At 47.3% G+C, this 20,723-nt stretch carries 14 protein-coding genes; 6 read left to right on the forward strand and 8 right to left on the reverse strand.

Annotated elements, in window-relative coordinates; translation table 11 throughout:
* Window positions 1-2: 2 nt before the first annotated feature.
* A complete protein-coding gene (locus DEU30_RS11835; protein WP_114982287.1) occupies window positions 3-869 on the forward strand; it encodes a hypothetical protein in 867 nt (288 codons plus the stop codon).
* Here DEU30_RS11835 and DEU30_RS11840 read toward each other — a convergent pair.
* Both DEU30_RS11840 and DEU30_RS11845 read right to left on the reverse strand, forming a co-directional pair.
* On the reverse strand, window positions 866-1,975 hold the full coding sequence (locus DEU30_RS11840; protein WP_114982288.1) for a sensor domain-containing diguanylate cyclase: 1,110 nt from the start codon (window positions 1,973-1,975) through the stop codon (window positions 866-868). The genes DEU30_RS11835 and DEU30_RS11840 overlap by 4 nt on opposite strands.
* Before the next feature lie 86 nt (window positions 1,976-2,061).
* A complete protein-coding gene (locus DEU30_RS11845) occupies window positions 2,062-2,676 on the reverse strand; it encodes a LysE family translocator (protein WP_011235758.1) in 615 nt (204 codons plus the stop codon).
* A 98-nt stretch (window positions 2,677-2,774) separates the two neighbouring features.
* Between DEU30_RS11845 and recC the strand changes: the two genes are divergently transcribed.
* From recC to DEU30_RS11865, 4 genes are all read left to right on the forward strand, one after another.
* A complete protein-coding gene (gene recC / locus DEU30_RS11850) occupies window positions 2,775-6,242 on the forward strand; it encodes an exodeoxyribonuclease V subunit gamma (protein WP_114982289.1) in 3,468 nt (1,155 codons plus the stop codon).
* Entirely contained in the window at window positions 6,239-9,964 is a 3,726-nt protein-coding gene (recB, locus tag DEU30_RS11855; protein ID WP_114982290.1) for an exodeoxyribonuclease V subunit beta, read from the forward strand. The genes recC and recB overlap by 4 nt, the downstream gene beginning before the upstream one ends.
* The gene (gene recD, locus DEU30_RS11860) at window positions 9,961-11,901 is read left to right on the forward strand and encodes an exodeoxyribonuclease V subunit alpha (protein WP_114982291.1); all 1,941 of its coding nucleotides are present in this window, start codon (window positions 9,961-9,963) and stop codon (window positions 11,899-11,901) included. The genes recB and recD overlap by 4 nt, the downstream gene beginning before the upstream one ends.
* Window positions 11,902-12,015: 114 nt before the next feature.
* On the forward strand, window positions 12,016-13,560 hold the full coding sequence (locus DEU30_RS11865; protein ID WP_114982292.1) for a DNA cytosine methyltransferase: 1,545 nt from the start codon (window positions 12,016-12,018) through the stop codon (window positions 13,558-13,560).
* A 7-nt stretch (window positions 13,561-13,567) separates the two neighbouring features.
* Here the strand turns inward: DEU30_RS11865 and DEU30_RS11870 are convergent, their stop codons facing one another.
* The 4 genes from DEU30_RS11870 to DEU30_RS11885 form a co-directional block, all read right to left on the reverse strand.
* Window positions 13,568-14,683 carry a hypothetical protein gene (locus DEU30_RS11870; RefSeq protein ID WP_114982293.1) on the reverse strand — a complete coding sequence of 372 codons (1,116 nt, stop codon included), beginning with the start codon at window positions 14,681-14,683 and terminating at the stop codon, window positions 13,568-13,570.
* Between the two features lie 8 nt (window positions 14,684-14,691).
* Window positions 14,692-16,893, reverse strand: a complete 2,202-nt coding sequence (locus tag DEU30_RS11875; protein WP_114982294.1) for a sensor histidine kinase — start codon at window positions 16,891-16,893, stop codon at window positions 14,692-14,694.
* Window positions 16,894-16,896: 3 nt separating this feature from the next.
* On the reverse strand, window positions 16,897-17,478 hold the full coding sequence (locus DEU30_RS11880) for a GIY-YIG nuclease family protein (protein ID WP_114982295.1): 582 nt from the start codon (window positions 17,476-17,478) through the stop codon (window positions 16,897-16,899).
* 125 nt (window positions 17,479-17,603) lie between these two features.
* The gene (locus DEU30_RS11885; RefSeq protein WP_114982296.1) at window positions 17,604-18,242 is read right to left on the reverse strand and encodes a hypothetical protein; all 639 of its coding nucleotides are present in this window, start codon (window positions 18,240-18,242) and stop codon (window positions 17,604-17,606) included.
* A 293-nt stretch (window positions 18,243-18,535) separates the two neighbouring features.
* Here DEU30_RS11885 and DEU30_RS11890 point away from each other — a divergent pair, with 293 nt between their 5' ends.
* Entirely contained in the window at window positions 18,536-19,594 is a 1,059-nt protein-coding gene (locus DEU30_RS11890) for an alpha/beta hydrolase-fold protein (protein ID WP_227016383.1), read from the forward strand.
* Window positions 19,595-19,616: 22 nt separating this feature from the next.
* Here the strand turns inward: DEU30_RS11890 and DEU30_RS11895 are convergent, their stop codons facing one another.
* Together DEU30_RS11895 and DEU30_RS11900 are read right to left on the reverse strand one after the other, a co-directional pair.
* The gene (locus DEU30_RS11895) at window positions 19,617-20,264 is read right to left on the reverse strand and encodes a hypothetical protein (RefSeq protein ID WP_114982297.1); all 648 of its coding nucleotides are present in this window, start codon (window positions 20,262-20,264) and stop codon (window positions 19,617-19,619) included.
* A 126-nt stretch (window positions 20,265-20,390) separates the two neighbouring features.
* On the reverse strand, window positions 20,391-20,714 hold the full coding sequence (locus tag DEU30_RS11900) for a HigA family addiction module antitoxin (protein ID WP_011235745.1): 324 nt from the start codon (window positions 20,712-20,714) through the stop codon (window positions 20,391-20,393).
* Between the last annotated feature and the right edge of the window lie 9 nt (window positions 20,715-20,723).

The raw sequence follows: 20,723 nt of genomic DNA on the forward strand, positions 1-20,723 counted from the left end.
TTGTGAAATGGCTAGTATTGATACTAACTGCTGCTTTATTTCTCCCCGGCGCTTATGCCGGGGAGTCAACTAAGCAAATCATTCAAAATCATTTGTCCGAACAGCGGCTGGATGACGCCGAAGATACCGTGGAAGACTGGGTCAAGAATGAACCGGAAAATGCTGAAGCCTGGCATATACGCGGCATTGTTATGGCCCAGCAGGCACAGGACTCTTTTTTCAGTGCGCTCAGTTATGCTGGCAAGTCTGTCGACTCTTTTGAAAAAGCCGTAGAGCTTGAACCTGGTTCGCTGGAATATCGCACTGCGTTACTGCAGTTTTATATGATGGCACCTTCAATAGCTGGTGGCGATGATGAAAAAGCACTGGCGCAAATTGAGGCCATTAAGGAAATAGATGCGGTGGAAGGAGCATTTGCCCGAGTTAAATACCTGCAACATCATGAAAAAGAAGAGCAGGCGCGGACACTAGTGAATGAAATTTTAGCTGAGCATCCGAATAATGCCGACGTTCTGGTTTATCTTGGCTTTCAGGAACAAAAAGACGGGAATTATGAAAAGGCGTTCTCGCTTTTTGAACAGGCAGCTGAGGGTGAATCGAGAAAAGGCGAAGCTCCGGTAATGGCTTTATACCAATTTGGTAAAACCTCTGTTTTGGCGGAAGAACATCTGGATAAAGGCATTGTAGCACTGCAACAGTATTTGGACGCTGAGTTACCGGACAGCGCGCCAAAAGCTCACTGGGCAAACTTTCGCTTAGCTCAATTGCTTGCCCTGAAAGGCAATGACGAGGAATCTCAGCAGCTTATCGCCAGCCTGAAAAAGGTTGACGATAAAGAGCTTCAGAAGCAACTGTCCAGCTGGAACTAAGTGTCTAAGTAAGCCCGGTTGCGACCATCAGACTTAGCGCGATACAGCGCTGAGTCTGCTTTAGATATCATGCGGGTAATTAATTTTTCTGTATCCTCGTCAGCTCTTGGGCTATGGATATAGCCCCCAATGCTTATGGTTAGATAATCTTCAACTTCCGAGGGCTTATGTTTTATCTTCAACTTCCGTACAGCTTCTAACAGCTGGTTCATACTTTCTTTCGTTTTTTCTTCATCGGTAGCCGAAATAACCGCAACGAACTCCTCGCCACCATAACGAGCCAGAAAATCGGTATTCCGCTGTAACTGATCAAACATGGCGTCAGCAACAGACTTCAGAGCCTGGTCACCCTGCAAATGCCCATAGTGGTCGTTATATGGTTTGAACTGGTCAATATCAATAATAAGCAAAGCTAATGGTGTTTTATGACGCGAGGCTCGCTGTATTTCGTTAGTAATACGCTCATCGAAAGCGCGGCGGTTAGCTATGCCGGTTAAGCCGTCTTGCGCAACTTGTGCCTGCAAAAGTCGGTTGGCCTTTTCTAGTTGGCGTTGGGTATGAATGAGTTCAGCGTAGGTGCGTTGCCGCTCAAGGGTATTTGCTATCATGTCCGCGACCAGACTAAGGCGTCGTATGTCAACAGCCTCCCAATGACGTTTATGCTGCACCATGTCACAACCGACAAACCCTAGCAGATTCTGATTAGCTACCAAACCAACACAGATGACGGATTGAATTTCTTCGCGGTCAAATTCGGCTTTTTCAGCGGCTGCTTCCGCGGGTAACTGTTCAACATCGTTAGCAATAAATTTGTGGTGTGCTTTAATTTCTTTAAAAAACCAGGGTAAGTCTTGTAAAGCTACAGACTGTAACTCGGTGATATGTGCTTTATTGCCGTCCCGGATCCATTCGTGAGTGTTGCTCATATTCTCGATATGGTCATCAAACTCAAATACGTAACAGCGATCCGCTTCGGTATAGTTACCTATGGCAGCAATAACTTCTTCTATGCAGTCGTAAGTTTCAGCCGGCTCGCTGTTAATAAGGCGGGTTGATAGTTCAGAGATAAGCTGATCAAAAGATATTTGCTCAGTTTTTAGATCCATAGCTCACCCCTGTGCTGTTTTAACCTTTAGGTAACCATTAACGAGTTTAGTCTAGGTTGTTATTTTTATGTTAACTCAATAAAGGTTTAAGCAAAATAAAATTGTAATATATCCTCTACGACAGGAAGCACAGAAAAGACCAGTAGTAAGGCCATGGAAATATTAAAAATTCTTTGCGCGGTGTGGTTAGTTAGCAATTGACGCAGTCCGGCGCCTGCAATGAGCCAAATTCCCACACAAGGGAAAGCTACAGCCAAAAAGGCGGCTGTTATCTCTATTACCTCGGACCAAAGTGTGCCAGCTACGGTGGTAAATGCTGCAACCGCGCCGGTCGCCATAACCCAGGCTTTACCGTTAACCCATTGAAACAGCACCGCCTGCCAGAAAGTCAGGGGATTGCGGTCGCCTTTTTCAATGGTTTTCGGTGTTTGTGAGCCAATAACCCAGGCCAGCCAGAGCAAATAAAGCGTGCCGGCAATCTTTATCAGTTGGTGCAGCAGTGGAAACTGTTCCAATATGGAACCGAAACCCATACCAACCACCAGCACCATCGCCGGAAAACCAAAACAAATGCCCAGGAAGTGCGGCAGGCTGGCTTTAACTCCGTAGTTTACCCCCGACGACATGATCATAATGTTATTAGGACCCGGCGTTATGGTGGTTGAGAAAGCGAAGAAAAATACAGCGATAAAGATTTCCATGAACTTGCCTTATTGCAACAGAATTGTTTAATGCTGGTTTCGTTTAAAAGATACGATACCATGGCTTTGTATGAAACCACATTTAGGGAGAGCAGCGAGTGAGTGAATTGACCCCCGGCTTTATTGTCGCGCATGGACATCGGCTGGAAGACCTAACCGATGTGGCGGTTACATTCACCCAAAACTACCCGCTGGCGCCGCTGGAGCAGGAAACCGTACTGGTGCAAAGCAACGGTATTGCCCAGTGGCTGAAAATTAATTTAGCCCAGGCCAGTGGCATTGCCGCCATGATAGATGTCACCTTGCCGGCGCGGTTTCAGTGGAAAGCGTATCGTTCGGTGCTCGGCAACAACATTCCTAAAACTTCTCCCTTTGATAAAGACCGCTTAACCTGGCGGTTAATGCGACTTCTGCCTGAGCTTATTGAGCACAACCCGCACTTTGCACCGCTTAAGCACTATACCTCCGACGACAACGACGGTCGCAAGCTGTATCAGCTAAGCGGGCGGTTGGCCGATTTGTTTGATCAGTACGCGGTGTACCGTGCCGACTGGCTGGATAACTGGGTGCGCGGTCAGGATATGCTGGAGCAGGAACAGCCGGTTGAAGACGAACAGTTGTGGCAGCCAGAATTGTGGCGCGCAGTTAGCAACGACATTGGCATAGACGACTACTGGAACAACCGTGCCGAGCTGCATCAGCGCTTTATAGATACCGCGCGGGAGCTGACACAGCGCCCGGCAGGTCTGCCGCCACGGGTGGTGGTGTTTGGTATTTCCTCGCTGCCGCAGCAAATGCTGCAGGTGCTGGATGCCATAAAAGGCTACACGCAAATTCTGTTGTGTGTGCATAACCCGTCGCAATACCACTGGGCCGATATTGTCGACGGCAAAGAAGCTCTGCGGCAGGCGGTCAAAGCCTCTTCGCGCTTAAAACACAAACCCGAGCTGCCCGACGAGCCGAACGACGACGAACTGCACCAGCTGGCGCATCCGTTGCTGGCGTCCTGGGGTAAGCAGGGTCGTGACTACATTCGGCTGCTGGACTTATACGACGAAACCCTGGCCAAACAGGAAGCTTTTAACACCATTAAGCTGGAACTGTTTGAGCCGCATAACACGGATCATTTACTCGCCCAGGTGCAGGACGACATTCTAAATCTGCGCCCGGTTCAGGAAACCCGCGAGCTTTGGCCTACGCCGAATACCGCCGATAAGTCACTGCAATTTCATGTTTGCCACAGCCCGCAGCGGGAACTGGAAGTGCTGCATGATCAGTTACTGGACGCTTTCGCCAAAGACCCGGAACTCAAACCGCGTGATGTTATGGTGATGCTGCCCGATGTGAATATCTACGCGCCATACATTGATGCGGTATTTGGCCGGTATCACAATCGTTTTGGTGAACGTGACTCGCGTGCTATTCCTTATACCATTGCCGACCAGGGTGAGCGTCATCAGCGACCGTTAATGATAGCGCTGGAACTATTGCTGCAAGTTGACCAACTGCGTTTTACTCAGACCGATTTATTCAACTTGCTGTCGGTACCTGCGATGCAACAACGTTTTGGCATGAGTGACGATGACCTGCCGCAGTTAAAGCGCTGGGTAAAAGAAGCCGGCGCACGGTGGGGACTTAATGCCGAGCAGCGCGGGCAGTTTTATATGCCGGCAGCGGAAGAAACCAACAGCTGGTGGTTTGGCTTAAAACGCATGATAGCCGGCTACGCCATGGGTGATTTGGCCGACGTTGGTGCAGAAAATGACTCTCCCTGGGCTAACGTAGAACCTTATACCGAAGTGGCCGGGCTAAGTGCTGCGCTGGTGGGGTGCCTGGCGGATGTGGTGCGCACGCTGGAACAATGGTGGCAGCACGCGCAGGGTGAACACAGCTTACCGGAGTGGGTCACTCAGGGCGAGTGGCTGCTGGAACAGTTTTTTGAGGCTGAAGAAGACAGTGACCGCTTACTTTTAGCTAAACTGAGTGACGAGTTGTATCAGCTACGGGATATTTGCGTAGAGGCGGATAACGAATCACAGCTGCGCCTGCCCATATTTAAAGACGCCTGGCTGGAGCGCGTGGACCAGCAGAACCTGAACCAGCGCTTTTTAGCGGGGGCGGTAAACTTTGCCACCTTAATGCCCATGCGGGCCATTCCGTTTAAATACGTGTGTGTGCTAGGCATGAACGAAAGTGATTACCCACGTTCAACGCCGCGTGTGGACTTTGATTTAATGACCGACCGCTACCGTCCGGGTGACCGCTCCCGTCGTGATGATGACCGCTATCTATTCCTGGAGGCCATGCTCTCAGCCCGTGACTGCTTTTACCTAAGCTGGGTAGGTTACAGCGCCAAAGACAACAGCGAGCGCACGCCCTCGGTTTTGGTGGCGCAGCTGCGTGATCACCTGCAACAGGGTTGGGAAGTGGACATTGACGCCCTGACGGTTGAGCACAAATTACAGCCGTTTAACCCGTATTATTTTAATCAGGAAGACTCGGAATATTTCACCTATGCCAGTGAATGGGCACAGGCGCATCAGGGCACGGTGGCTTCTAAGAGTCGCATGGCTTCGGGAACGGTCGCCGACTACGAGCTTGAACGCACCCTGAGCATTAACGACATTAAACGCTTTATTGAAGAGCCCGCGCGCCTATACTTTAACTGGCGACTGGATACTTACTTTAGCCGCAGCAGTGAAGACCTGGACGACAGCGAAGCCTTTGTTATGGATAACCTGCAAAGCTGGTCACTGACTACACGTTTGGTAGATGCGGGAAAAAAAGCATTGCTGAATGGCGCTGGCATTGAAGCCTCGCTACTGAAAGAGCTGAACCGTATAAAGCGTGAAGGGGCTTTAGGTATTGGCGCAATAGCTGAGCAAAATGGGTTTCAGTTGCTGGAGCAGTCGCAGGAGATACTGGAAACCTATCAGCAGAGCATTGCCGGTTATTCGGGTGTGAATGAGTTTCCGGAAACGGTGCTTTTTGAGCACAGCGGGCTGACTATTGATGACACAGTAACCGGGCTGCACAGCAATGAAAATGGTGATCGCCTATGGGTTGTCACCTCTGCCAGCAACATTGCGGCTAAAAATGGTAAGGGTGTTAACAGCGGTGGCTGGAAACATGCCAGCGCGTATTACCTTGGCCTGTTGTTGTTGAATTTGAAGCAACCCACTCGGCTTTTAATTGTGTCCAAAGGTGGCTGTCAGCTGCAGGTGGCGCCGGTGCCGGCTGAGCTTGCAGTACAACAACTGGAGCAAATATTGGAACTGGTAGCATTGTCAGCACAGCAACCGCAGCCCATGCATCTGGATGTGGGCATGACCTGGCTAAGCGCAATGGGCAAGAACAGTCAGGACGAAGCGCTGGCGCATGAAGCGGCGCGGCAAAAATACGAAGAAGACGGCTTTCAAGACCCGGCGCTGGTCACCAAAAGTGATTATTGCGGGCGCGTAGCCGAAAGTTACGAAGCTATTCAGGCATCACCGCATTTCCGCCGCTTTATGGACGAACTTTATGACCCCATGCGCTTAACCCTGGTGCCGGAGGACAAGTCATGAGCCAGTTGTCGTCACATAACTCAGGGCATACGTTAGGGCATAAGTTAGATAATCCGCTCGACTTTCCGCTGAACAGCAGTCGCTTAATTGAGGCCAGTGCCGGTACCGGAAAAACCTACACTATTGCTGCGCTTTATGTGCGTTTGGTTATCGGTCACGGTTCGCATAATGGTACGGACGAAACCGCGTTTGACCGCGAACTGGTGCCGAAAAACATTCTGGTCATGACTTTTACCAAAGCCGCCACCGAAGAGCTGAGTGATCGTATTCGCGCACGCTTAGCTGAAGCCGCAGCTTACTTCCGTGACCCGGAAGCCGTAGAAGGTGACCCCTTCTTAGCCAGTCTGCGGGAAGACTGTGCAGCGCAGGGGCAAAACCTGATGCATCTGGCGCGGCTGTTGGATTTAGCCTCGCAGTCAATGGACGAAGCGGCAGTGAAAACCATTCATGGTTGGTGCCAGTCCATGCTAAAAGAGCACGCTTTTGCCAGCGGCAGTTTGTTCAGCCAGGACGTTGAAACCGACAACGAAGAGCTGCGCCTGCAGGCTGCCGAAGACTACTTCCGCCGCTTTATTTACCCCGCCGATGCTGAACTCAGTGCCCGGTTGCTGGAAGACTTTAAGTCACCGGAAACCTTGTTAGGGCTCACTTACAGCTTAAGTAAAAGCGGGCAGGCACCGGTCAATGGTGACTTGCACAGCCTGCTGAAAGAAGCCGAAAGCGCTCATAAGCAGCGAATGGCTGCCATAAAACAGGAAGTTGCGCCCATTGTGCAGGAACTGGTTGATAAAACCTCACAAGCTAAAGGCGCGGCAACCAAACTTAAGCAGTTTCAGAAATTTGCGGACTGGTGCGGCGACCCTGACCTGGTTGAGCCCGAAGCCACCGCGGCAAACTGGAAAAACATTAGCACCGACGAGTTACAGAAGTTCGCCGAGGCCAAACTTGGCGGTATGCCCCAAAGCTGGGCGGTGTTAGGCGAGCTGCAGGAACGCATTAAGCGCAGCAAAGTACAGCAGCAGGAAGAGCTAGCTAAAGTAAAACAACACGCGGCTTTCTGGGTGAGCAACCGCTTTGCCGAGTTGCAAAACCAGCGCGCCGAAATGGGCCACGACGACATGCTGACGCGTTTACGTGACGCGTTGAAAGGACCCAGCGGTGAAGCCTTAGCTGCGGCTATTCGCAAGCAGTATCCGGTGGCTATGGTGGACGAGTTTCAGGACACCGACCCGGTGCAGTACGAGATTTTTAACCGCATTTATAACCTGGCAGAGCCGCACCCGGGTACCGGTATTTTCCTGATTGGTGACCCGAAGCAGGCCATTTACAGCTTCCGTAACGCCGATATTTATACCTATTTAAAAGCCCGGCGCGATACCGAAGGCCGGCATTATAATCTGGCGCGGAACTTTCGCTCGTCGCAGGCCATGGTGGATGGCGTTAATGCACTGTTTGAGCGCGCCGAAGAGCTGCCGCGCGGCGCTTTTCTGTTTAAAACCGAAGCAGAAAACCAGCTGCCCTTTAACCCGGTGGGTGCAAATGGGCTGAAGCGCACTTTCAAGCATTGCTTATTATCCAGCAATTTAAAAACTGCACCGGCACTTTTGTGGTCGGTGTCCGGTGAAGAGAGGCGCAATAAAGACAGGTTTTTCCGCGCTGCTGCGAACCATCACGCGAATTTAATAGCCTCCCTGCTTAATGACCCGCAGGCGGGCTATTACAACAGCGATGACAAACTCGAACAACGCGTAAAAACCAGTGATATTGCGGTGCTGGTGAACAACTTTAATGAAGCCAACGCCATTAAAAAGGCGCTGAGCGACCGCGAGCTGAAAAGCGTTTACTTATCGGACCGGGAATCGGTATTTGCGCAGCGCGTTGCTAAAGACCTGCTGGCGCTGGTGAGTGCCTGCGCCGAGCCGCGCGACCCGTCGCTGATACGCAGTGCTCTGGCCACTCAGATACTTGGCCTGCCGCTGAGTGAGCTGGAGCATATTCACAGCCACGAACGCGAGTGGGAACAGCGGGTAGAGCAGTTTTTAAGTTATCACGACCAGTGGCAGCGACAGGGCGTACTGGCCATGTTGCACAGCTTGCTGCATGACCATCAGGTGCCTGCGAAGTTACTGGAAGACCGCATTCACGGCGAACGCCAATTGTCCGACGTACTGCACATTGCCGAGCTGCTACAACAACAGAGTCTGGTACTGGATGGTATTCCGGCGCTGGTGAACCATTTTGCCGAGCAGGTGAACGAACGCCATGGCTTTGGTAGCAACAGCCGCACCCAGAGCGACGAGCAGCAGCTGCGCTTAGAAAGCGACGACGAACTGATAAAAATCATCACCATTCACAAGTCAAAAGGCCTGCAGTACCCGCTGGTGTTTATGCCTTTTGTGGCGTACACCCAGGCAGAAGCCTACCGGATAAAACCGCCGGCGGTGTACCACGACGAAAACGGTGAGCTACAGGTATTGTGGTCAAAAGACGACGACAACAAACAGCGTTTGAGTAATGAGATCCTCGCGGAAGACTTACGTAAAATGTATGTGGCGGTGACCCGTGCGCAATACGCCACCTTTATCGCGCTGGAAGCGGTGAAAGAGCATCGCAACAACCCGTTGTTTTATTTGTTGAACGGCGGTGAGTCACTAACCGATGAGCTTTACACCGAAGTCAACGAGCGTTGGCAACAGGCACCGCACACACAATTAACTCGGTTGGAAGACGACGAGCCTTTAGTTCGTGCGCTGGAGCAGGAACAAACAACGCCGAAGCTGACACCACGCAGCATGCCCGCAGACCGCAAGCTGGAACGCTGGTGGGTAGCCAGTTACAGCGCGCTGAAGTACGAAGGTGCCGTGACAAAAAGCGTGCAGGCACCGCAGTCGCCAGACGAAATGAACCTGTTGGACGAGCGCGACGATGACGAAGCGGAAGTCGCCAGTGCCGCGGAGCCAAGTCCGGACAGCATTCATCACTTACCCAAAGGCGCGGGGCCGGGTACGTTCCTGCATAACCTACTGGAAGAGTCGGCCAATATCGGCTTTGCGCAAATAGCGGGTGACGCTGCCGAGCGTACCGAGCTGGTACAAGGCTTTTGTGTCAGCCCTTATTGGCAGGAACATCAGAACAGCCTGGAGCACTGGCTGGACGCCTATTTGCACAACGAATTCCCCATTAATGACAGTGGTGAAAGCGTGAGCTTAAGCGCACTGGAGCAATACAAAGCTGAGCCGGAATTCTGGTTTGGTGCCAGCGAGGTTAACGCACAAAGACTGGATGCTCTGGTTCGTGAACACATTCTGCCGGGGCACGAACGCCCTGCACTGGAACCTAATGTGCTGAACGGCATGCTAAAAGGCTTTATCGACTTGGTGTTTGAGCACAACGGCAAATACTACGTGGCAGATTATAAGTCCAACTGGCTGGGCGAAGACGACCACGCCTACACCGAACAAGCCATGCGCGAGAAAATACTGCACAGCCGCTATGACCTGCAATACGTCATTTACACGCTGGCTTTGCATCGCCTGTTAAAAGCACGGTTAGGCAGTGACTACGACTATGACACCCATGTAGGCGGTGCTGTGTACCTGTTTTTACGCGGGCACCGGGCGGAGACTGGTGGTGCTTTCTGCGACAGGCCGCCACGGGCGTTAATAGAGCAGCTGGACGCGCTTTTTGCGGGTAAGAACTTGTCCGATAAGGAGTCGGTATGACAGAAGTAACCTCGAACACCTTATTTGACGCCCTGCTTGAGTGGCGCGACGCCGGCTGGATACGCTCAATAGACCTAGCCTTTGTCGAGTTTTTGCAGCAAGCCGGAGAAACGCGCAGTGAGGTTTTACTGGCAGCCCTGTGTGCCTCGCACGAAGCCGGGCGCGGGCATACCAACATTGAGATCAACGCGCTGCAGAATGAGCCCGAAAGCGTACTGAATTTACCACCCGAAAACCGCTATTCACCCAACTGCGATACTCCTAGTGAGTTGTTTCGCCAGTTTGGTACCGATGTGGAAACCGCTTTAACCCAAAGCCATTGCGTAGACGCCGACGGCAAAGGCAATCAGCCATTGGTATTAAGTGGCGGCAAACTGTATTTGCGCCGCTACTGGCAATACGAAGCCTTTATAGAGAAAGACCTGCAGGCGCGCATGAGCGACCGACCTGTGACCAATGACGACTTACTGAAAAGCACTTTGGCAAAGCTGTTTGCTCAAGCAGGTGGTGAAAAGACGGATGAGATTAACTGGCAGCGCGTGGCCTGCGCTAACACCGTGCGTAATCGCTTTAGCGTCATAACCGGCGGGCCTGGCACCGGTAAAACCTACACCGTAGTGCGCTTGCTAACGGCTTTGCAGCATCAAACCTTATTCCTCGGTTTACCTCCGTTGCGCGTATCGCTGGCAGCGCCTACCGGTAAGGCAGCCGCGCGGCTGACCGAATCGATAGAAAGCGAGCTGAATAGGCTGCGGGGTGATACAAAGCTCGCCACCTTAAAAGACGCCTTAGACTCCATAAAGCCCGAAGGTAAAACCCTACACCGACTGCTGGGTGTAAAACCGAATTCGCGCGCCTTTAAACATCACGCCGACAACCCGCTGCGCACCGACGTTGTAATAGTCGACGAAGCCTCAATGATAGACATTGAAATGATGACCGCGCTGCTAAAAGCTACACCCAAAAATGCACGGCTGGTGCTTATTGGCGATAAAGACCAGTTGGCCTCAGTAGAAGCCGGCGCCGTACTCGGCAACCTGTGTGAAGGCGCGGACCAAGGTCGCTACCACACAGAAACCGCCAAGTGGTTGCAGCAAGTAGCCGGTACACCCGTGTTCCCAAGCGACTTAATTGACGAAAGCGGCGAGCAACGTCTGCAACACGTCGTGAAATTCCGCAAAAGCTACCGCTTCAAAGGCCCTATTGCCGACTTGGCTAACGCCATTAACCAGCAAGACAACGCCGCAACAAAACAGGAACTGGAAAAAGCCAAAAACGCCGATGGAGACTACCCGGTTAACCTGTACGAAATCAGCAGCTTAGATGATGCGAAATTTGAGAGCTTAGTGCGCCGTAGCCTGACGTTACACGTCAGGAGCAATACTGACACCAACAATAATGCCGCTACAACCACCAACACCGAGGACATCAACAAACTCGCCCAGGAAGCCCTGCAAAACCTAAGCAACTTCCAAATCCTGACCGCCCTGCGCGAAGGCCCCTGGGGCGTAAAAGCCGTTAACCAAAAAGTCGGCGACATACTCGGCGTAAACGCCAACACCTGGTACGAAGGCCGCCCCGTTATGGTCACCAAAAACGACTACGGACTCAAACTGAACAACGGCGATATTGGCCTAACCTTTAAAGACCCGGAACACGGCCACCTGCGCGTCGCCTTTCCCGACCAGACCAGCAAGTCTGAAAATAACGGCGTGCGATGGGTACTGCCCAGCCGCCTGACGCACATAGAAACCGTGTACGCCATGACGGTGCATAAGTCTCAAGGCTCAGAATTCAAGAATACCGTCATGGTTCTGCCCGACCACGACAGCCCTGTGTTAAGCAAAGAGCTGCTTTATACCGGAATTACGCGGGCTAAAGAGCGGTTGAGTTTGGTGGGGATGAAGTTGCTAAGTTTAGATGGCAAAAATATCTAGCTTTTATCACTTGCTATAAATTGCTGTGGTTAGAAATGAACTATCTTAATTAGCTTCTTGCTCTACGGAATTAGCCTGGTATGATTGCTCGGCAATTTAAAATGGGTGATGTTAATGAAATCTGATGAAGTATTAGTAATAGACCTTTTTGCAGGGCCGGGTGGGCTTGGTGAAGGCATATCTTCCGTTGAAGCTTCAAAAGGCATTTACCCTTTTAAAACTGCCTTATCAGTGGAAAAAGAAAACTGCGCTCACAAGACATTAACTACACGAGCATTTTTTCGAAAAATCCGTCACAAAGATAGTGCACTAAATGATTACTACGATTATGTTAAAGGAAAAATAACCAGAGAAGACTTATTTTCACTATATCACCGAGAGTCGTCAGCAGCGCTTCAAGAAACGTTAGAAGGCCCAAAGGAGTTGGGTAAAGATAACACTTTGATTTACTCAAGGATAAAAGATTTAGTTTCTGCACATAAGGGCCCCAAAGTTTTGATTGGTGGTCCTCCGTGCCAAGCTTATTCACTCGCTGGCCGTTCGCGTAATGCTGGTATAAAGGAATATACAGCTGAGAAAGACAAAAGACATTTTCTATACATGGAGTACCTTAAGATACTTGCTATAGCTCAACCTGAAGTTTTTTTGATGGAGAACGTAAAAGGAATATTGTCAGCCAAAATCAATGGCAAGGTTATGTTTCCCTCAATTTTGAAAGATCTTCGAAACCCGGGCAAGGTTGTAAAGGATAAAACTACAAAGCGTTATAGAATCTATTCTCTTGTCACCGAGGCTGATAATCCACTAAATCCACAATATCCTAAGTCTTCAGATTTTATAATTAATACTGAGGATTTTGGAGTCCCCCAAGCGCGGCAAAGGGTTATATTGCTGGGTGTTCGAGAAGATATTAAATCAATACCTAGTACGCTCAAAAAAACTGACAACTCAAATCTTTACATAGAGAATATATTATCTGATTTGCCACTAGTAAGAAGTGGACTCTCTAGAAAATTAGATTCGCATGAAGAATGGGAAAAAACGGTACATAGGAATGCAGAAAAGTTAGAAAATATATTGCTTGAAGCTGGCTATACGAAAAAGCAGATTGGATCTCTAGATTTAAAACCACACTCTGGCTTATCACGAAAAAACATGCTGTGTAGCGATCTCGGTGTTCCTAAAATTCCAGAACCACTGAGTTCGTGGTTGGTTGACATGAACTTAGGTGCAGTTTTAAACCATGAAACTCGAGGGCACATTGAGACAGATCTGCTACGGTATGCCTTCTGTGCCGCTCATGCTCAATTGAATAATGGAGCATCTCCTAAATCCAAGGACTTTCCGGCAAGCCTTGCTCCTGATCATGCAAACTGGAAAACTGGAACATATGCTGATCGATTTCGTGTTCAATCAGCTAATAAGTGTTCTACAACAATCACAAGTCATATATCAAAAGATGGTCACTACTTTATTCACTACGATCCTAAACAATGCCGTAGCCTTACTGTCCGAGAAGCTGCGCGCCTACAGACGTTTCCTGACAACTATTTCTTCGAGGGTAGCCGAACTCAGCAATACGTTCAGGTGGGTAATGCTGTGCCGCCTTATTTAGCGCGGCAGATTGGCAAAATTGTTTTAGGGTTACTTTATAATTAAATGTTACTTAGTCTGGGTGTGAATAGTCTGGAGTCCCAATTCTGCTAAAATATGCCCCGAGTCTTTCTACCAATGATGGAACAAACTCATTCGACAAACTAGCAACTCGATGTTTCATAAGGAACTCTATATTCTCATTGGTTCTGTCGATGGAACGTAAGAGATTGAATTGAGCATAAAATGGCCCAAAGACTCTCTCTTCACCATCTATGTCCTTGCGAAAACGCTGTATGAAATGGCTAGAGGTTTCACCATTGTGGTTTGTGAATTTAATTAACTCTTTTTCGGCTTTCTCGGTTTTCTTTCTATCTTGGGCTTGCTTTTGTTGGTCTAACTTAGTGACTAACTGGTCCCATTTTTCGGCTTTGTCTGATAAAGTAACTAGTTGATAAGTTGGGCGTTCTGATTTAGAGCGAACCATGTCACAGCGCGGCGTAACAATTATCTCTAGCTTTCCTTCATGATGAATAATATCTCCAGTATCTAGACTCTCCTGGAGAGGAGGAATAAAAAAATATTCTTCAGGATGAGAGCCCAAGCCTTCATTGTTCAAAAATGAGGCATGTAAATGAGTCGCCATGTGTCTTGTTAAAGCTATATGTGTTTTACCTTGATTATCTTGATTCATCCAATGATTCCATCTAGGCCATATTGATTTAGAGAATGCTTTAGCCATAGCCTCCCTCATGGATAACTGCATCTCTTGTATCGCTAGAATCATAGCTGACTTATCGTCAAGCCATGTTAGTATTTCGTCAATAACACCTTCACCTTTTTCAAAACGTCCGACAAAATCTTTCTGGCTATCTTCCAATTCGACAATGCCTAGTTCGCCTGTGTACACAGCAATAACAGTAAGGCTATAATTAGTCAGCGTTTCAATGATTTTATTTCCATCTTTGTTTTTATTAGCTTGACCATCGTCAGTTTTTAAACGTATGTCTATTACTGCGGCGTCAAAAGACGATAAAGCCAACGCTGCTTCGGCCTCTACAAGATCTTTGACAAAAACTGGATTTATAGAGTAGGTTGGCCCATCTTCGGCGCTATAAAATTCCAACTTCTCCCGCCAATTAGATAAGATGACATCTTCATCTTCTACGATTAATAAATTCAATTTCATTTTATAACCTATTGATAAATTGGAAATTTTACTGTGAAATTTGTTTCTTCAGAAATTGTTGAAAGGAACAAGTCCCCTTGATTGTATCTGCAGGCTTCTCGAGCTATAGCTAATCCCAAGCCATGACCTTCGGACTTAAGGGAGAAGCCAGCTTCAAAAATGGTATCTGCATCGGCTTCATCAATTAGCGGCCCGTTATTGCGGACAGATAACATCATATAAACGTCTTCAACTTTAGCTGAGATAGAAATAACTCTCTCTCTCTGAATAGTTGAGAGCCAGTGAATGGCATTTTGTAAGATATTCATCAATGCAGATTGGAGGTCGCCTGAATATCCATAGAGATTTAAAGTGGAATCTACTGAAATATTTACAGTAATGTTCGAGTCAAAAACCTCCTCTTCTAGGAGGTTAAGTGCGTTTTTTACTGTATCAAGAGCAGAGAACTTAACAGGCCGCCCGCGACGTCTACCGGAAATAGGATCCAAAGATTTGAACAAAGACCTTAAACCTGTTGATGCGTGTAAGATTTTTTCACCGTAGGTAGGATAGTACTTACGAACGATTTCGCCTTTTTTACTATCCTCTAGAAGAAACGGAGCATTGCTGATTATTGACTTGGATGACGAACTTATAGGTTCTAAGTAAGTGCGGCCATCGTGAACCACTTGAGCAACGACCATACCCAAGGCTGCTCTTGACTCTAAGAGTTTCTGGTAAGCCTCTATCTCATCAAGTGTTTTGGTGAGGGCTTTAGATTCACTTTCGATTTTGAGTAGTAAAGGTCTTTGCGCTTCCTCAGGAAGCTCGCTGACGGCTTTGCTTAAAGATTCTAATGAGGCTATCTCTCTTGCTTTACCTATATTTTTTGCAGGCTTCCTACTAATGCCCGCTTTTGCTCTAAAATCAAAGCGTTTTTGCTCTACTTTTACCAGGAGGTTCGTAATAAGAGTAACAAGACGTTCGTATGCACTGTTAGTTTCTAAGCCTTCTCGACTACTTCGTTCAACTAAGTGTGAATTATCTTCTGCCCCCACACTAATTGAACCAGATACTTGGCCATGGCCTATTCGTTTAGAAGGGTTCTGAACACGCCGGTTTTCTAGTTTAAGCCAATCATTATCTGGTTCGCCATATGGTCGTATTCTAAATCCCGTTCTATAAATTCCGATACCTGTATTTTCTGCAATCATAGCCCTAGCATTCCTTAAACCGAAGTCGGAAAAGTTAAGCCCCATCCTTTCGAATAACTTTTCAACTGAGTCTTTCTCCAAATCGTAAAGTCTTAAGTCGACTTCGATTGGACCACACGAAAGTTCACCAAATTCAAGTTTAGGAGCGTTGAGTGCCAACTCGATCGGTTTATTATCACCTCTGACTATTGTAAATGTACCTGTGAAATTTCCGATTTCATCAAACGAACCGGTTAAACGGTAGTCCGATTCTTTGCTAATACGGTAAGGTTTTATAAGATTTGAGCTTGTTGTTTTCTCAGCGGAGTTTTCAAGTACCTCCGCTAGTCTATTTGTTTCGAAAAGTAATTGTGGACCGTCATAATTATATGGATATTGAAGGTTTTCACTGAAGCTCTCAAGATCTAAGTAAATATTGAATTGTGTGTCCAGTTCACTTTGAGGGGTTGCCAATCTGCGTAGCTCTCTTATTAAGTTTCGTACTTTTTTCTGATTCCAGACATTAGAGAGATTAAGTATTTCTATTAGCACTCCTGTTTGAGCTGGTGCACTAGAAGTAGATTCCTCAATATTAATATCAATATCATCTAGGTACTTATTCGTCTCAAAAATGTCCCAATTTAATTTAAGTGAGCTAGTTTGATACTTCCCATTTATTTGAGCCACAGATGTTAGTTTTATTGTTTTGCCTAAGCTTGCGGAAGCAAAACGGCCGACACCTTTGGCACCAAGAACTGTTCGTTTGCCAGACTTGGACTTTTGATGCTTACTTTTCGTATCGGTTGCTGGCTCAAGCCAATCATTTAGAATGTTCTCATATGTCATGCCATGTCCGGCATCCTGAACAACTATTTTTCCAAGATGGTTATTTGAAGGAGGAGTGAGCTTTATATTGACAGATGGAGAGTCGGCATCGTAAGAGTTTTTTACTAACTCAATAATAGCAGCTTCTGGACCACTGATAAGCTTGTCACCAATTGTGCGTATAAGTCGAGCTCTCGGTTTTAGTTTTGCCATTATTTATCCTTGAAGCTTTTTATAAATTCTTCGGTTACCAACTTTTATACTTTCTAGGAAGCCTTCTTTTAACAGAATCCCAAGGATACTGTATGTAAGATAATCTTGTTGATTCCCGTTATTGTCGGATTGCAATCCTAGATAGTGCGCGCAATCAGAGTTGCTTATTCCTGATTGGTTTTCTTCGGCAAGTGACATAATAGAATCTTTTAGGAGATCTAATGCTAACTGAGCTTTTTCGATTGCTCCTTGTGGAACTGTAACTCTTTCATCAACTTTGCGCTTTATTTTTTTTGGTATAACTGTATTGCATAATGGGCCCCCACTATCAATGGTTCCAAAACTGGAAATTAACTCAAGCTCTATTTGAAGTGCCTGTTCTTCCGTTAAGTTGGTTACAATTTTAGATACAATAGGGAGATAATCCGAGTCAAGAATCTCTCGGATGAATTGACCTTTTCTAGTATTATCAGCTCTTTTCAAATGAGCTGTTGCTCGACTTCCTGTTCCTTTCCCGATATAAAATATTTTCGCAGGTTTCGAACGAGGGTCTTTTAGAGAGTAGACGTAGTATGTATTCGACATAGTTTATACCCATATTCGTTATCTTTATATACTCGAGTATAGAGCCTGCATGTAGTCAGGGAGCTATAAAGATTGAAGCATCTCTAGTCAATAGAATACTTTCATAGTTGGATAGGCAGCCTTCGCTAAACGTCATGATTTTCTTGGGTTAAAGGTCTCCAGTCAAATTTATGAGGATAACCAATAGAATTGAAATCTACAGTATATGTATGCTGAAGGCCACCAACGCTGCATTTACCGACGAGGGTATGATTTGGGTGTTCTCTAGGCGGTGCTGGAACTATATTTACAACCCCATCGCATCGAGGATAAATACACCCTGCTCGTTTATAATATACAGCAACGTCGTTATTTGGCAGTTTTTCGTACCATCGGCCATCACGATAGTAAGACTTATTATTGTGGTATAAACCATTCATCCAGCGATCATTTTTTGTTACAACAGAAATCAACCAACAAATTGGAGCTAGAATCAGAATTATGATCCCGTGACTAAACCCTAAATAAGTAAGAAGTCCTAACATATCAGCTAGGACTCCGAGAGCGAAGACCGCTAAAGAAATATAGAAAACAGAAGAGCGCGTTTTGTACTCTTCACTGGTAATCTCTCTATAACTGCCTTTGTCAACTGCATACTCAATTTCCTTTTCGTTAATAGATTGGTTGCCGTCTTGGTTTTGGTTTACAGAAATCGTTGAGTTAGTAATAGTTCCTGAAAATTCGGCGGAATTATTTCTTTGCTGTTTATTAATATTATCACTCATAATTTTCCCGTTATGGTCTGGGTACTGCTTAAAAGTGATTAATCTACCTTTTCATGAGAACGTAGATAAAATTTAGCGAGCACCCACTTAGAGCACAGCATAATTTAAATAATTTATGAAAACCAATCATAAAGGTATAAATTGCCCCCGCCCCCAAATAGTTCTAACATACCCCCACTACCCAGTAACTTACTGATCTCATGCCTCTTTCCTTTAAAAGCCTAACCCGTTCATTTGCCTGTCTGTTCGTTCTATTAACCGCTGCCAGCGTGTATGCGTCCGAAATCTTCACAATGGAATCTAAGCTCCTTGATGAAGGGATAACGGCGCGGGTTGCGTTGCCGGAAAGCTATGAGCATTCAGACAGCTTTCAGTATCCGGTGCTACTGGTTATGGACGGTTCAACGCAGTTTGAGCACATAGCGGGTAACATTAATTTTTTAAGTACGTTTTCTATTGTGCCGGAAATGATTGTTGTCGGGGTCAGTGCGAGGAACCGCTTAAAGCGTTTTACTCACACAAAAATGGAAGCCTACGCTGACCGCTCTGGCGGTGCTGAGCAGTACACCCAGTTTTTGCAAGATGAGCTTATGCCAGCGTTGCAGAAAAAGTACAGAGTATCGCCTTACACTGTGGTTACCGGGCACTCGTTGTCGGGGCTCTATACCAGTTATCTGGCGACTCACCACTCAGATTTTATCAATGCCGCAATATCGGTGAGTCCAAGCCTTTGGTGGGATGACTTTGCGCTTATCAACGACATAAAAGTGGCAGAGCAAGAGGCAGAAAAGCCGTCGGTACGTTGGTTCGTTAGTATGGCGAATGAGCCCAATGAAATGGCTGGGGGCTATGAGCGTTTATTGAACGTGCTGGAAGCGAAGCCGGAATCGGCTTTTAACTGGGAGTCAAAGCAGTTCCCCAACGAAACCCATGACAGCACGCCGTTAATTGGCAATGTCGAGGGGCTTAAATCGGTTTTTCGTGGGTTTAATGCGATGCCAAACATTGAGATTAAGTCGCTGGAACAGTTGCAGGCGTTCTACGCTGATTACGAAAAGACGGTGGGTTACGACTTTCCTATGTCGGTTCAGCAATACAACGTGTATGGCTTAAAGGCCGCTTATGAAGGCAAAGTTGACTGGGGACAGGCTATTCTGGAGAAAGGCGTTGAGGTATTCGACCAGTCCGAAGTTTTATGGGACAGCCTGGCAACGGTTTATTCAATGAATGACAACAACGAGAGTGCGCTAAAGGCCTCGAACAAAGCGGTGAAACTCGCACGCGAGCATCAGTCAAAGTACATCAGTGAAATTGAAGCGCAGAATAGTGATTTGAAGTCACGCAATAAATGATGAAGCCTGCGGCAAGTGATATTCAGACTTGCCGCAACACATCTAAAATACCCTGGTCTTTCGCTTTTTCTTTTGCTGATACGTCAAAATAGTCGTTGGCTTTTACCCTATCTTCCCAAAACTTCACAAAATCCATGGGCTTATCCGGGTCTATCTGCTGAGACTCTGGCGTAAAGGTTTTGTGTAGGCTGGTTTTGGAGATTTGAAAACTCATTGCGCTACGCTGCTCACGAGTAATAACGCCAGCATCAAACAACTGGCTGGCCAGTTCGCTCATGTCGTTAGGCGAAATCTTACGCGCATTAAAGTTTTCAGTTATTGATATGGGAATATTGGACTGTTTGCCGTTATTGCCTTCTTCCGCCTGACGACGCATCGCATCTTCGAATAGCTGATCGCGCGCTTCCATCAGACTGTTAAGTTCGTCTTTTTCTTCTTTGGTAAGGCTGGATTTACTCTCAAGCTCTTCTATCTTTTGCTCAATTTCTTCCAGATGCCCGGTATCAACACCCATACGATTCAGCAATATACTGCGGTAGGCATTGTCTATCAGCGACTCACGGTCTTGTTCCGGGGCAATGTCCCTATTGCCAGGTTCCTCAGTTTTATTACTTTGCGTCGTTGTTGTCGTCGGATAACTCGCGTTATTACTCACAGGGTTCATGTTCATGGCTTTTCCTTATCCAAAATTGGCATTTCCGGGTGGCAATGTTTTGCCTGTTTAGTGCGTTATTCGCGTTTATGGATAGGAAACAGCAAGAGGTGTGCCAATAGAGGCTATACAACGGCCGCTCCCTCAGGCCTGCTGATAAGGTTTAGCGTGAGGCTTCAAGCGTTTCACGTTTTCAGCTTCTTGTTCGTATGCTCGGTGGCGTACGTCCCAGATTTCGACGGCGTGCTGAATATTCAACCAGAACTCCGGGGTGTTACCCAAAGCGGCAGCTAATTTAATAGCCATAGGTGCGGTCAAGGCTCCTTTGTCATGAACAATTCGGCTGAGCGTGTTTCTGTGTACTCTCATGGCATCAGCGAGCTCTTTTATTTCAATGTTCATCGGTTCAAGAAACTCGGTTATTAGCATCTGGCCAACGGATACCGGGCGACGTTTTGTATCTCTCATAATTATCCT

The sequence above is a fragment of the Idiomarina sp. 017G genome (genome assembly GCF_004362265.1).
GTDB classification, from domain to species: Bacteria; Pseudomonadota; Gammaproteobacteria; order Enterobacterales; family Alteromonadaceae; genus Idiomarina; species Idiomarina loihiensis.

Bases quoted from the DNA above. Each gene is read 5' to 3' on its own strand.
- DEU30_RS11875 (WP_114982294.1), bottom strand. From the start codon at position 16,893: ATGGCAAAACTAAAACCGAGAGCTCGACTTATACGCACAATTGGTGAC.
- DEU30_RS11895 (WP_114982297.1), bottom strand. From the start codon at position 20,264: ATGAACATGAACCCTGTGAGTAATAACGCGAGTTATCCGACGACAACA.
- DEU30_RS11880 (WP_114982295.1), bottom strand. From the start codon at position 17,478: ATGTCGAATACATACTACGTCTACTCTCTAAAAGACCCTCGTTCGAAA.
- DEU30_RS11890 (WP_227016383.1), top strand. From the start codon at position 18,536: ATGGAATCTAAGCTCCTTGATGAAGGGATAACGGCGCGGGTTGCGTTG.
- DEU30_RS11900 (WP_011235745.1), bottom strand. From the start codon at position 20,714: ATGAGAGATACAAAACGTCGCCCGGTATCCGTTGGCCAGATGCTAATA.
- DEU30_RS11840 (WP_114982288.1), bottom strand. From the start codon at position 1,975: ATGGATCTAAAAACTGAGCAAATATCTTTTGATCAGCTTATCTCTGAA.
- DEU30_RS11845 (WP_011235758.1), bottom strand. From the start codon at position 2,676: ATGGAAATCTTTATCGCTGTATTTTTCTTCGCTTTCTCAACCACCATA.
- DEU30_RS11865 (WP_114982292.1), top strand. From the start codon at position 12,016: ATGAAATCTGATGAAGTATTAGTAATAGACCTTTTTGCAGGGCCGGGT.
- recD (WP_114982291.1), top strand. From the start codon at position 9,961: ATGACAGAAGTAACCTCGAACACCTTATTTGACGCCCTGCTTGAGTGG.
- DEU30_RS11885 (WP_114982296.1), bottom strand. From the start codon at position 18,242: ATGAGTGATAATATTAATAAACAGCAAAGAAATAATTCCGCCGAATTT.
- DEU30_RS11870 (WP_114982293.1), bottom strand. From the start codon at position 14,683: ATGAAATTGAATTTATTAATCGTAGAAGATGAAGATGTCATCTTATCT.
- recB (WP_114982290.1), top strand. From the start codon at position 6,239: ATGAGCCAGTTGTCGTCACATAACTCAGGGCATACGTTAGGGCATAAG.